The 13,218-nt window shown below is 37.6% G+C and carries 13 protein-coding genes and 1 other annotated feature; all 13 genes read right to left on the bottom strand.

Going from position 1 to position 13,218, the window contains the following annotated elements; all coding sequences use genetic code 11:
• Positions 1-2 precede the first annotated feature (2 nt).
• Positions 3-470 carry a 30S ribosomal protein S7 gene (rpsG, locus tag C7958_RS09340; RefSeq protein ID WP_111572413.1) on the bottom strand — a complete coding sequence of 156 codons (468 nt, stop codon included), beginning with the start codon at positions 468-470 and terminating at the stop codon, positions 3-5.
• A gap of 14 nt (positions 471-484) precedes the next feature.
• Positions 485-856: a 30S ribosomal protein S12 gene (gene rpsL / locus C7958_RS09335; protein WP_005488205.1), complete on the bottom strand. Its 372-nt coding sequence runs from the start codon at positions 854-856 to the stop codon at positions 485-487.
• Between the two features lie 20 nt (positions 857-876).
• Positions 877-1,119, bottom strand: a complete 243-nt coding sequence (locus C7958_RS09330) for a ribosomal L7Ae/L30e/S12e/Gadd45 family protein (RefSeq protein ID WP_111572412.1) — start codon at positions 1,117-1,119, stop codon at positions 877-879.
• 215 nt (positions 1,120-1,334) lie between these two features.
• Positions 1,335-4,814 carry a DNA-directed RNA polymerase subunit beta' gene (gene rpoC / locus C7958_RS09325; RefSeq protein WP_111572411.1) on the bottom strand — a complete coding sequence of 1,160 codons (3,480 nt, stop codon included), beginning with the start codon at positions 4,812-4,814 and terminating at the stop codon, positions 1,335-1,337.
• Positions 4,815-4,840: 26 nt separating this feature from the next.
• On the bottom strand, positions 4,841-8,095 hold the full coding sequence (gene rpoB / locus C7958_RS09320; protein WP_111572410.1) for a DNA-directed RNA polymerase subunit beta: 3,255 nt from the start codon (positions 8,093-8,095) through the stop codon (positions 4,841-4,843).
• Between the two features lie 362 nt (positions 8,096-8,457).
• Positions 8,458-8,823 carry a 50S ribosomal protein L7/L12 gene (rplL, locus tag C7958_RS09315; protein ID WP_111572409.1) on the bottom strand — a complete coding sequence of 122 codons (366 nt, stop codon included), beginning with the start codon at positions 8,821-8,823 and terminating at the stop codon, positions 8,458-8,460.
• Positions 8,824-8,845: 22 nt separating this feature from the next.
• Complete coding sequence (rplJ, locus tag C7958_RS09310) at positions 8,846-9,361, bottom strand: 50S ribosomal protein L10 (protein ID WP_111572408.1); 516 nt, start codon at positions 9,359-9,361, stop codon at positions 8,846-8,848.
• A 41-nt stretch (positions 9,362-9,402) separates the two neighbouring features.
• Positions 9,403-9,534: a sequence feature (ribosomal protein L10 leader region), on the bottom strand.
• Positions 9,535-9,576: 42 nt separating this feature from the next.
• Complete coding sequence (gene rplA / locus C7958_RS09305) at positions 9,577-10,281, bottom strand: 50S ribosomal protein L1 (protein ID WP_111572407.1); 705 nt, start codon at positions 10,279-10,281, stop codon at positions 9,577-9,579.
• 109 nt (positions 10,282-10,390) lie between these two features.
• The gene (gene rplK / locus C7958_RS09300) at positions 10,391-10,813 is read right to left on the bottom strand and encodes a 50S ribosomal protein L11 (RefSeq protein ID WP_111572406.1); all 423 of its coding nucleotides are present in this window, start codon (positions 10,811-10,813) and stop codon (positions 10,391-10,393) included.
• A gap of 47 nt (positions 10,814-10,860) precedes the next feature.
• Positions 10,861-11,430: a transcription termination/antitermination protein NusG gene (gene nusG, locus C7958_RS09295; protein ID WP_111572405.1), complete on the bottom strand. Its 570-nt coding sequence runs from the start codon at positions 11,428-11,430 to the stop codon at positions 10,861-10,863.
• A 36-nt stretch (positions 11,431-11,466) separates the two neighbouring features.
• The gene (gene secE, locus C7958_RS09290) at positions 11,467-11,670 is read right to left on the bottom strand and encodes a preprotein translocase subunit SecE (RefSeq protein WP_111572404.1); all 204 of its coding nucleotides are present in this window, start codon (positions 11,668-11,670) and stop codon (positions 11,467-11,469) included.
• 36 nt (positions 11,671-11,706) lie between these two features.
• The gene (gene rpmG, locus C7958_RS09285) at positions 11,707-11,856 is read right to left on the bottom strand and encodes a 50S ribosomal protein L33 (protein WP_111572403.1); all 150 of its coding nucleotides are present in this window, start codon (positions 11,854-11,856) and stop codon (positions 11,707-11,709) included.
• A gap of 237 nt (positions 11,857-12,093) precedes the next feature.
• Positions 12,094-13,218 (bottom strand): elongation factor Tu (tuf, locus tag C7958_RS09280; protein WP_111572402.1); only part of this gene is annotated, 1,125 nt, incomplete at its 5' end.

The following is a 13,218-nucleotide window of genomic DNA, read 5'->3' as shown; positions in this document are numbered from 1 at the left end:
AATTACCATCTGTAATGTGCAAAAGCTCTGTTGGCTTCAGCCATGCGATGGACTTCTTCTTTCTTTCTAACTGCGCCGCCTGTATTGTTATATGCGTCCGTGATTTCTCCAGCAATTCTTTCTCTCATAGTTCTTTCGTTACGAGCTCTAGCTGCGGTTACTAACCAGCGTAATGCTAAAGTTCTTTTTCTACCTTCATCAACTTCTACCGGCACCTGATAGTTTGAACCACCAACACGTCTTGATTTAACTTCAAGAGCGGGTTTGATGTTTTCCAGTGCTTCATTAACTACTGTCAAACCATCTTCACCAGTATTTTCGGAGATGATATCGAGAGCACTGTAAAATGCTTTTTCCGCCAGTCCCTTTTTGCCATCTAACATTAATTTATTAATAATTCTGCTGACAACAACATTATCATATACCGGATCAGGCAGAACATCTCTTTTTTCTGCTCTATTTTTGCGCACTAAAATCCCTCCTTTTACTTAGGTTTTTTTACACCATACTTGGAACGTCCCTGTTTTCTATCTTCTACACCAGCTGTATCGAGTGCTCCTCTAACAATATGATATCTAACACCTGGTAAATCCTTAACTCTTCCACCTCTTACTAATACAACAGAGTGTTCCTGTAAGTTATGTCCAATTCCTGGAATATAGGCTGTTACCTCTTTTCCATTAGTTAAACGAACACGAGCTACTTTTCTTAAAGCCGAGTTAGGCTTTTTAGGAGTAGCAGTATATACTCTAGTACAGACACCCCTTTTCTGTGGAGAACCCTCCAAAGCAGGAGCGGAAGTCTTCTTTTTAGTCTTTTCTCGTCCTTTACGGATCAACTGACTAATTGTCGGCATGCAATCCCACCTCCTTCCAATTATTTCAATAGTGCTGCAGAAGCTGCAGAAACATCGATCCCACAAATTCTGCCCAATTCATTTTTGCTTTCTACAATCTCAAAAGGAATATTATTATCATTAACAGCCTTAAGTATTTCTTTTTTTAAAGGCTGGTCAATATCTTTAGCTAAAAATATCTTTTCCACCTGATTATTTGCTATAGCTTTTAGAGTCTGCTTGCTGCCTACAAGTAAGTCAGCACTGCATTTATTGCTTAGCATTTTAACCAAACCTCCAAATCAAACTTTGTTGAGCACACTTAAATATTTTAACAGCTTTAACTGTCCATGTCAAGCAAAAATTAAAAAGAGTTTCTCCTTTTATTGATAATGTAAATTAAGGACTAATAAATAGATTCCCAATCCAAATTCACCTGCCAATAAAGGAGAAACTCTTTTAGTTTATTAAGATATTTAGCTTCTATATTTTGATAACTTTATTCAACTTCAGTTAAATCTTCAGTTAAGTCACCAAACTTAGTTCCATCTTCTTTTACTACATCAATATCTCTATAATATTTCATTCCTGTACCCGCTGGAATTAGCTGTCCAATTATCACATTTTCTTTAAGACCTAATAATGGATCAACTTTTCCATCCAGAGAAGCCTCTGTCAGCACTCTTGTTGTTTCCTGGAATGAAGCAGCAGATAAGAATGAATCTGTAGCAAGTGAAGCTTTTGTAATCCCGAGTAATTCTGGATTAGCAACTGCAGGTTCTTCATTATTAGCAGCAGCTTCCTCATTAGCTTTACGGTAATCATATCTATTTACTAAACTTCCAGGGAGCAATTCAGTATCACCAGGTTTTACAATTTTTAATTTTTTCATCATCTGGCGAACTATTACTTCGATGTGCTTATCATTAATTTCAACACCCTGGGAACGATAAACATTCTGAACCTCTTCCAAAAGATAATTTTGAACAGCTTTTTCTCCTTTTACTTTCAGCAGTACATTTGGATCAAGAGGACCTTCTGTCAACTTGTCTCCAGCTGTTACATAATCATCATCTTTTACAATCATTTTAGATCCATAAGGGATCTTATAGGTTTTCTTTTTACCGTCTTCATTTTCGACTACTACTCGTTTGGAATTTTTCTTTTCCACAATCGTTACATAACCTTCTCTTTCGGTCATGATTGCCTGACCTTTTGGAGTTCTACCTTCAAAAAGCTCTTCAACTCTCGGTAGACCCTGGGTAATATCATCACCAGCAACACCACCAGTGTGGAAGGTACGCATTGTAAGCTGGGTACCAGGTTCACCGATAGACTGAGCAGCAACAATACCGATTGACTCACCAATATCAACTGGTTTACCAGTAGCAAGGTTGCGTCCATAACATTTACGGCAGACACCATGCTGAGCTTCACAGGTTAGAACTGATCTAATCTTGACCTGATCAATACCAGCTGCTTCAATCTCACTCATTTTCTTTTTGTTAATTAGAGTATTGGCTTCAACAATCACATCTCCACTTTCTGGATCTACGATTTCTTCAGCGGTATAACGACCAAGACAGCGTTCTGATAAAGGTTCCACAGCATTTTTGCCTTTAGGCCCGATTGCCTCAACTTCAATTCCGTGGTCAGTACCACAGTCATCTTCTCTAACAATAACATCCTGTGATACATCGACCAGACGTCTGGTTAGATAACCAGAGTCAGCGGTTCTCAGAGCAGTATCAGCAAGACCTTTACGGGCACCGTGAGTAGATAAGAAATATTCCAGAACATCCAGCCCTTCCCGGAAACTGGAACGAATTGGAACATCAATAATTCTACCTGATGGATCTGCCATCAAACCACGCATACCTGCAAGCTGAGAAATCTGAGATGTATTACCACGAGCACCAGAAATAGCCATGATGTAAATATTATTGCTTTCATCAAGGTTGGCTAAAAGTGCATCTGTAACATCATCTTTTGCCTGATTCCAGATATCAACAACTTTATGATATCTCTCGTCCTCTGTAATAGCACCACGACGATAGTGATTTTCAATCTGGTGAACTTCATCTTCTGCCTTAGAAACAATCTCAGGCTTAGATGGAGGTATTTCCGCATCACTAACTGCAATAGAAATACCAGAACGAGTTGCATAATCATAACCCATCTCTTTAATTTTGTCCAGTGTTTCGGCAGTCTTATCATTACCAACTTCTTCGTAAAGATCAGTAATTAAATCACCTAAGTCACTTTTTCCTATTCTCTGATTGACAAATTCGACCTCTTCTGGTAGAGATTCGTTGAAAATAACTCTACCAATTGATGTTTCTATAATTTCTCCATCTAATCTAACTTTAACAGGTGCCTGCAGGTGAACCCGATCAGTATCATAAGCTTTAATTGCTTCATCTGCATTGGCAAATATTTTGCCAGCTCCTTTTCGATCATCTTTAATAGTTGTTAAGTAGAAGACTCCTAATACCATATCCTGAGTTGGTATAGTTATTGGAGCACCATCAGACGGATTCAAAATATTGGTAGTTGCTAACATTAACAGTCTGGATTCGGCCTGAGCTTCTACAGATAAAGGTAAGTGTACGGCCATCTGGTCACCATCAAAGTCAGCATTGTAAGCTGGACAAACTAATGGGTGTAATTTAATAGCCTTTCCTTCAACTAATACTGGCTCAAAAGCCTGAATACCAAGTCTGTGCAGTGTAGGAGCACGGTTTAGAAGTACCGGATGATCTTTAATCGCTTCTTCTAAAATACCCCAGACTGCTTCGTCAACGTCTTCAACCATTCTCTTAGCATTTTTAATATTATGTGCATGCCCTTCTTCAACCAGACCTCTCATTACAAAAGGTTTAAATAGCTCTAAAGCCATTTTTTTGGGCAGACCACACTGATGCATTTTAAGATCTGGACCAACAACAATAACCGAACGACCGGAATAATCAACACGCTTACCCAGTAAGTTCTGGCGGAATCGCCCCTGTTTACCTTTAAGCATATCACTTAAAGATTTAAGTGGTCTATTTCCAGCCCCGGTAACCGGTCTTCCACGACGACCATTATCAATTAAAGCATCTACTGATTCCTGCAGCATTCTCTTCTCATTTCGAATAATGATTTCGGGTGCTCCAAGATCAAGCAGCCTCTTCAATCTATTATTACGGTTAATTACTCTTCTATACAAATCATTTAAATCGGAAGTAGCAAAACGACCTCCATCAAGTTGAACCATTGGTCTTAAGTCAGGTGGAATAACTGGAATTGCACTCAGAACAAGATTAGCAGGATTTAAACCTGAATCTAAAAGTCCATCCATAACTTCCAGCCTACGCACAGCTCTTTTGCGCCGCTGTCCAGTTGCTTCTTTAACTTCCTTTTTAAGTTCTTCAACTTCAGCTTCAACATCGATTCTTCCCAGCAGTTCCTGAATAGCCTCTGCTCCCATGGCAGCTTTAAAAGTATTACCGTATTTATTTTTAGCTTCCCGGTATTCACTTTCCGGCAGCAGCTGCTTTTCACTTAATGGTGTATCACCAGGATCAGTTACAATATAATGAACAAAGTAGATTACTTTTTCCAGTGCTCTTGGTGACATATCCATTATTAAACCCAGACGACTGGGGATACCTTTGAAATACCAAATGTGTGTGCATGGTGCAGCCAGTTCAATGTGCCCCATTCTTTCTCTTCTCACTTTGGATCTGGTTACCTCTACTCCACAGCGGTCACACACAACACCTTTATAACGGACTCGCTTATACTTTCCACAGTGACATTCATAGTCCTTAGTCGGCCCGAAAATTTTCTCACAGAATAAACCATCTTTTTCAGGTTTTAAAGTTCTGTAATTAATTGTTTCCGGTTTTTTAACCTCTCCACGGGACCAATCACGTATCTGCTCTGCAGAAGCAACTCCGATCCTCATTGAATCGAAATTATTCACATTTAACAAGGGTCTCTCCCCTTTCTATATTGGAATTATTCGTCATCATTATCATTATCACGACTTAATTTTAAGTCTGTATCTAAACCAAGTTTTTGTGCTGTTTCCATCATTTCATCCTCATTTTCAGCAACCTGTAATTCCTCTTCATCAGAAGTAAAGATTCTTGCATCAAGTCCAAGACTCTGCATCTCTTTAATCAATACTTTAAATGATTCTGGAATACCAGGATCAGGAACATTTTCACCTTTAACTATAGCTTCATAGGCTTTAACTCTTCCTACAACATCATCAGATTTAACTGTCAGCATTTCCTGTAAGGTGTAAGCAGCACCATAAGCCTCGAGTGCCCAAACTTCCATCTCACCAAATCGCTGGCCACCAAACTGAGCTTTACCTCCCAGCGGCTGCTGTGTAACAAGAGAATAAGGCCCTGTTGAACGAGCATGCAATTTATCATCAACCAAATGGTGAAGTTTTAAAATATACATAACTCCAACCGTAACTCTTTCTTCAAATCTCTCTCCAGTTCTACCATCATAAAGAACTGTTTTACCATCTCTGTTAAGTCCTGCTTCTTCCAGTACATCTTCAACTTCTTCCTCTAAAGCACCATTAAAGACTGGTGTTTCTGTATAAATCCCCAGTGCTCTGGCAGCCATACCAAGGTGAGTCTCCAATACCTGTCCGATGTTCATCCGTGATGGTACACCCAGTGGATTAAGTACAACCTCTACAGGTTCACCATTAGGTAAGAAAGGCATATCTTCTTCCGGTAAAATTCTGGAAATAACACCTTTATTACCATGACGACCGGCAAGCTTATCTCCAACGGAAATCTTTCTTTTAGTAGCAACATAAACTCTAACCAGACGGTTAACGCCGGGCTTCAGGTCATCTCCCTGTTCTCGAGAAAAGACTTTAACATCTACTACAATACCTACTTCTCCATGAGGAACTTTAAGAGATGTATCTCTTACTTCTCGTGCTTTTTCACCAAAAATAGCTCTTAAGAGTCTTTCTTCAGCTGACAATTCAGTTTCTCCCTTTGGAGTCACTTTACCAACTAAGATATCTCCTTCTTCAACCTCTGCCCCAACACGAATAATTCCGCGTTCATCCAGATTTTTGAGTGAGCTTTCTCCTACATTTGGAATATCACGAGTAATTTCTTCAGGACCAAGTTTTGTATCTCTGGCCTCTGCTTCATGTTCTTCTATATGAATTGTTGTGAATGCATCTTCTTTAACCAGATTCTCACTGATCAAAATAGCATCCTCATAGTTATATCCTTCCCAGGGCATAAAAGCAATTAAAGAGTTACGACCCAGAGCCATTTCGCCTTTCTCGGTTGAAGGACCATCAGCAATAATATCTCCTGCTTCAATCTCATCACCTTTAGCAACAATCGGCTTCTGATTCATACAGCTACCCTGATTGGATCTTTTATATTTCATTAGTTTATAACTGTCAATTAAACCGTCATCATTTTTAACCATTATCTTTTGAGAAGTAACACTGACAACTTTACCATCTTTTTCGGCAACAATAACTGCACCGGAATCTTTAGCTGCCTTATATTCCATACCGGTAGCTACCATTGGCGCATCAGTTATCATCAGCGGAACAGCCTGACGCTGCATGTTGGCTCCCATTAAAGCCCGGTTAGCATCATCATTTTCTAAGAAAGGAATCATCGCTGCAGATACACCAACCATCTGCTTGGTTGATACATCCATATAATCTAAATCTTCTGGATGAACCTCCAGAATATCGCCTCTCTTACGGGCAATTACAAATTCACTAGTAAAGTTACCTTCTTCATCAATCTCAGCATTTGCCTGAGCAATTATATGTTTATCTTCCTCATCAGCAGTTAAATAATCAATATCGTCTGTAACCTGTGAGTCAACCACCCTTCGATAAGGAGTCATCAAAAACCCAAACTCATTTGTTTTAGCATAAGTTCCCATTGTACCAATCAGACCAATATTTGGTCCTTCTGGAGTTTCAATAGGACAGATACGGCCATAATGAGAGTGATGAACATCACGCACATCAAAACCAGCTCTTTCTCTACTTAAACCACCAGGTCCTAATGCAGATAATCTTCTTTTATGAGTTAACTCTGACATTGGATTTGTCTGATCCATAAACTGAGAAAGCTGAGAACTACCAAAGAATTCCTGGATGGAAGCTACAACAGGTCTCGTATTAATTAAAGCCTGTGGAGTAACTACATCTACATCCTGGATAGTCATTCTCTCTCTAACAACTCTTTCCATTCTGGAAAGTCCAATTCTAAACTGATTCTGTAATAATTCACCTACAGTTTTCAAGCGGCGGTTACCCAGATGATCAATATCATCAATGTAGGCTTCTGGATCATTATAAACCAGTTTAATCATATATTTTACTGTTGCTGCAATATCATCAATATGCAGATATTTACGATCTTTATCAACATCTAACTCTAACTTTTTATTTAATTTATAGCGTCCAACTGCTGCCATATCATATCTTTTATGATCAAAAAATAATGAATCTAAAAGATTAGTAGCACTTTCTACTGTCGGTGGTTCCCCCGGACGAAGGCGCTTATATAATTCTATTAATGCTTCCTCTTTTGATTCTGTACTATCTCTTTCCAGAGTATCATGCAGTACTTCTGAGTCACCAAACTCATCAGTGATTTCTGCATCTGTACCAAAACCAAGTGCGCGCAGCAAAACAGTTGATGGAAGCTTTCTTGTTCTATCAACTCTCACAGATATTATTCTCTTTTTGTCATATTCAAATTCTATCCAGGCACCACGATTAGGTATAATACTACCTGTAATTAAACGGCGCCCATCTTTTGTTCTTTCATCACTAAAATAAACACCAGATGATCTAACCAGCTGATTAACAACAACTCTTTCGGCACCATTAATAATAAATGTCGCCTTATCAGTCATTAGTGGAAAATCACCCATAAATACTTCCTGCTCTTTGACCTCACCAGTTTCTTTGTTAATTAAACGTACCTTAACCTGCAAAGAAGCCGAATAAGTGTCATCTCTATCTCTGCATTCCTGCACAGTATATTCAGGATCTTCTAAATAATAATCTACAAATTCTAGTACCAGATTTTCAGAAAAATCTTCGATTGGAGAAATTTCGTTAAAAACCTCATGCAATCCCTCTTCTAAAAACCATTGATAAGAGTTTAATTGTGTATAAATCAAATCTGGCAAGTCCATCGCGTCATCAATTTTACTAAAACTTCGTCTTTCCCTTGCCGTTGACATCATTGCACCCCCAGGAAATTCTAATAATTAGCTGAAACTGTCCCATAATAATCATATTCTTATTTACCTTATAGACATCTAATAATGATAGCACAGGAAAATTCTCTTGTCAAGAGGATTTTAAATGAAATTCTCTCATTTACAATCTTTTTACATTACTCATTACCTTCATGATTAATACAAGAATTTATAATATTAAAAACTAAACTATACCATAAAAGTATTTTTTTATATAAATAATGAAAATAATCAATAAATGTATATAAAAGAGAGAATTCCATACTTTATGATGAAAAAATAGTCCCACTGTATATAAATTTATACAGCAGGACTATTATCATAATTGCTATATTAAGACTGGATTACTTAAGTTCTACAGTTGCTCCAGCTTCTTCTAACTTTTCTTTCATTTCTTCTGCATCTTCTTTGCTTAGAGCTTCTTTAACATTACCAGGAGCGTCATCAACAACAGCCTTAGCTTCTTTTAAACCTAAACCTGTTAATTCACGAACGGCTTTGATAACTTTAATTTTCTTGCCGCCAACCTCAGCTAAGAAAACATCAAATTCGGATTTTTCTTCTTCTTCAGCGCCACCAGCTGCTCCACCAGCTACAGCAACAGGTGCAGCTGCACTTACACCAAACTTTTCTTCTAATTCTTCAACCAGTTCAGATAATTCTAAAACACTCATTTCCTCAATTGCACTAATAATTTCCTCTTTATTCATTATAATAATCCTCCTTATTTTTTTAAGCTTTCTCTTCTTTGATTTGATTTAATACCTGTACTAAGCCGCGAATATTACCCTGCAGTACATTGACCAATCCAGATAGGGGTGCTTTCATACTTGCAAAAGCTTTCGCAAGTAATTCTTCTCTGGATGGAATTTCTGCCAGAGATTCCACTTTCTCTTTACTAATAATTTCACCATTTAAAAGACCAGCTTTAATTTCTAAAACTTCATGATCTTTAGCAAATTCAACTAAAATTTTTGCAGGAGAAACAGCGTCATCTTCACCAAATGCAATAGCTGTAGGTCCTGAAAAATATTCTGTCATTTCTTCCATTTCAACATCATTAGCAGCAATAGTAGCCAGAGTATTTTTTACAACTTTAAATTCTACTCCCGCATCTCTTAACTTGCTTCTTAATTCTGTCATTTCGGCAACATTTAATCCCAGATAATCAGTAATTACAAGTGATTTTGCACTACTAAATTTACCAGTAAGTTCTTTAACAACCGCTTCTTTTTCTGGTCTTGCCACATTTTCACCCCCCTCAAAATATGAGCTCCACAATAAATCTTTTCTAAATTGAAAAAACCTCCTGTAGACAGTCAGGAGGTATAAATGCAAAATTACATTTGCAGAAAGTTGCCCTCGGCAGGAAAATTTAAGCATTGCGCCCCTGCTGTCTTCGGTAAGGTTATTTTCTTGTCTAAATAAATATAACACAAAAAACTTAACAGGTCAAACTTTTTTTAGCGACCAATAAATTCCATTGTAGCTGCTGGATCAACTTTAACTCCAGGACCCATTGTTGGTGAGATAGCTAAAGATCTAAAGAATTTACCCTTAGATGCTGCTGGACGTTCTTTTGCAAGAGTATCCATGATTTTATGATAATTGTTCAAAAGCTCTTCTTTAGTAAAAGAAGCTTTACCAATTGGTAAATGAACAATACCAGTCTTATCAACACGATATTCCAGCTTACCTGCTTTAAACTCAGCTACTGCCTTTTCTAATTCAAAAGTTACAGTACCCGCTTTAGGATTAGGCATTAAACCCTTTGGTCCTAAAACTCTACCCAGGCGGCCAACAACACTCATCATATCAGGTGTAGCAATAGCTAAATCAAAATCTAACCAGCCACCCTCAATTTTTTCTGCCAGTTCTTCACCACCGACAAAATCTGCTCCGGCTTCCTCAGCTTCTTTGGCTTTTTCACCTTTAGCAAATACAATTAAAGTAACTTCCTGACCTGTACCTTCCGGTAAAACAACAGTCCCTCTAATATTTTGATCAGCATGTTTGGGATCTACTCCCAGTCTTGCTGAAAGCTCGATTGTTTCATCAAAGTTTGCAGTTGCAAGTTCTTTAACTAATCCAAAAGCTTCTTTGGGATCAAATAATTTTTCCCGATCATATTTTTCTACAGTTTCTGCATAACGTCTGCTTTTTGCCATTATTATTCCTCCTTTGTGGTATTAGCGGAATCTTTCCTCCCACTGAATTACGTCTATCAATAACACTTATTTTTAAGCTTCTAATCAAATAGAATTATGTCTATTTAATTTACTCTACCAGAATTCCCATACTTCTTGCAGTACCTTCGATCATACTCATTGCAGCTTCCATACTACCAGCATTTAAATCCTGCATTTTAGTTTCTGCAATCTTCTGTACAGCATCTTTGCTAACTGTAGCAACCTTATCTATATTAGGTTCTCCAGAAGCAGTATCAATTCCTGCAGCCTGCTTTAATAATACAGCAGCTGGTGGAGTTTTAGTAATAAAATCAAAAGAACGATCCTGATATACTGTAATTTCTACCGGGATTAATGTTCCCTGATTATCCTGAGTTTTAGCATTAAAAGATTTACAGAACTCCATAATATTAACACCATGCTGTCCCAGTGCAGGACCTACTGGTGGGGCAGGGTTAGCCTGTCCTCCAGGAATCTGTAATTTAATAACTGTCATAACCTGTTTAGCCATTTAAAACACCCCTTTCTTCAAAATGATTATCTATTTAAAAATCTTCACTAGTGTTTATCAAATTGATCAAATGACAATTCAACTGGAGTTTCTCTCCCAAACATCGAAACAAGAATTTTTGCCTTACCCTGTTCCGGATGAATCTCTTTGATTACTCCATCAAAATCTTCAAATGGACCATCTTTTACAGTCACCTGATCTCCAACCTCAAAATCAACAGAAACTTTTTTAGCTTTTTCTCCCATGCTGCTCAAAATAGCATCGACTTCAGCTTTTTCAACAGGGAGGGGCTTAGTCCCACCACTGACGAAACCTATTACACCAGGCGTATTTTTAACAACATACCATGATTTATCATTCATATCCATCTGTAATAAGATATAACCGGGGAAAATCCGCTTTTTAACTACTTCATCTTTCCCTTTTTTCTTTTCTATTTTTTCTTCAGTTGGAACTAGAATTCTAAAAATACTGTCTTCCATACCTGTACTGGCTATTCTTTTTTCAAGATTTGCCTTAACTTTTCTTTCATGTCCCGAATATGTATGAACTACATACCAGGGTATATCTTCTTTTCCTTTTTCTAACTCTTCGTTTAACTTGCTTTCTTCACTCATATTTAAGGATTCTCTAGAGAATCCTCACCTCCTCAATTACGAAATTAATGGAGTAATTATATTAGCCAGCGCAAAATCTATGATACCAATAAATGATATTAAAGCAATTACAGTTACAATTACAACTAGTGTATTTGATGTAATTTCTTCTTTGTTTGGCCAGTTTACTTTCTTTAATTCAGACTTTACTGATTTTAAAAATTTAGATATTTTACCAAAAAACCCTAGTTCTTTTGCCATCTTTAAATCACTTCCTCAGCTAAAGTATTAATGATTCTACTTTGTTTCACGATGGAGGGTGTGCTCCTTGCAAAACTTACAATATTTTTTCAATTCCAGCCTATCACGAGTATTCTTTTTATTTTTTTTGGTAGAATAATTGCGGTTTTTGCATTCTGTACATTCAAGTGTAATAATATCTCTCACCGTAAATCCACCTCCTCAATCAAACAGTTCCTGCTTGAAAAATTATATTTAAAGAGATCATAACTTAAATTACCTCTCTAATTTACTTTATTTTTTTCTGATTCTTAACCTTAATTAATTTACCATATTTAAAGTGCAATGTCAATGTTTTTTAGAAAAAAAGCATGTGCAGTTCATTCTGCACATGCCTATGGAATTAAATTTAAGTTTTAATAACTTAGAATGTTAAGCAGCTAATTACTCAATAATTTCAGTTACAACTCCAGCTCCTACTGTGTGACCACCTTCACGGATTGCAAAACGTAGTCCTTCTTCCATAGCTATTGGAGTAATTAACTCTCCTGTCATCTCAATGTTATCTCCAGGCATTACCATATCTACTCCTTCTGGTAAACTGATGTCTCCTGTTACGTCTGTTGTACGGAAGTAAAATTGTGGTCTATATCCATCAAAGAATGGTGTGTGTCTTCCACCCTCATCTTTACTTAGTACATATACCTCAGCGTAGAACTTTGTGTGTGGTGTAATGCTTCCTGGCTTTGCCAGTACCTGACCTCTTTCGATGTCTTCTCTCTTTACACCTCTTAATAATGCTCCAATGTTATCTCCTGCTACTGCTTCGTCTAACATCTTACGGAACATTTCTACTCCTGTTACTACTGTTGTTGTTGTATCTTTGATTCCTACAACCTCTACCTCATCTGATGGATGTAGAGTTCCTCTCTCGATTCTTCCTGTTGCTACTGTTCCTCGTCCTGTTATTGAGAATACATCCTCTACAGGCATTAAGAATGGCTTTTCTGTATCTCTTTCTGGCTCTGGAATATAGCTATCTACTGCATCCATAAGCTCAATAATCTTTTTACCCCATTCTCCTTCTGGATCTCCGTTTTCGGCAGCTTTAAGGGCTGATCCTACTATTACCGGAATATCGTCCCCTGGGAATTCGTATTCGTCTAAGAGTTCTCTTACTTCCATTTCTACAAGTTCGATTAACTCTTCGTCGTCTACCATATCTGCTTTGTTTAAAAAGACTACGATTGATGGTACACCAACCTGTCTTGCTAAAAGAATGTGTTCTCTTGTCTGCGGCATTGGTCCATCTGCTGCAGATACTACCAGGATTGCTCCATCCATCTGCGCTGCACCTGTAATCATATTCTTTACATAGTCAGCGTGTCCAGGACAGTCTACGTGAGCATAGTGTCTTGACTCTGTTTCATACTCTACGTGAGATGTCGCAATTGTGATTCCTCTTTCTTTTTCTTCTGGGGCATTATCAATTGTATCAAATGCTCTTACTTCTGCTCCACCATAGTTTGCTAACACATTTGTGATTGCTGCTGTTAGTGTTGTTTTTCC

It is taken from the genome of Halanaerobium saccharolyticum (assembly GCF_003259895.1).
Lineage (GTDB): Bacteria > Bacillota > Halanaerobiia > Halanaerobiales > Halanaerobiaceae > Halanaerobium > Halanaerobium saccharolyticum_A.
Note: the sequence above shows the minus strand (reverse complement) of the source record. Positions and strands in the feature narration are given on the sequence as shown.

Excerpts from the sequence above, each read along its gene's own strand:
- rpsL (WP_005488205.1), bottom strand. The coding sequence starts at position 856 with ATGCCGACAATTAGTCAGTTGATCCGTAAAGGACGAGAAAAGACTAAA.
- C7958_RS09330 (WP_111572412.1), bottom strand. The coding sequence starts at position 1,119 with ATGCTAAGCAATAAATGCAGTGCTGACTTACTTGTAGGCAGCAAGCAG.
- rpoB (WP_111572410.1), bottom strand. The coding sequence starts at position 8,095 with ATGTCAACGGCAAGGGAAAGACGAAGTTTTAGTAAAATTGATGACGCG.
- rplL (WP_111572409.1), bottom strand. The coding sequence starts at position 8,823 with ATGAATAAAGAGGAAATTATTAGTGCAATTGAGGAAATGAGTGTTTTA.
- rplA (WP_111572407.1), bottom strand. The coding sequence starts at position 10,281 with ATGGCAAAAAGCAGACGTTATGCAGAAACTGTAGAAAAATATGATCGG.
- rplK (WP_111572406.1), bottom strand. The coding sequence starts at position 10,813 with ATGGCTAAACAGGTTATGACAGTTATTAAATTACAGATTCCTGGAGGA.
- nusG (WP_111572405.1), bottom strand. The coding sequence starts at position 11,430 with ATGAGTGAAGAAAGCAAGTTAAACGAAGAGTTAGAAAAAGGAAAAGAA.
- secE (WP_111572404.1), bottom strand. The coding sequence starts at position 11,670 with ATGGCAAAAGAACTAGGGTTTTTTGGTAAAATATCTAAATTTTTAAAA.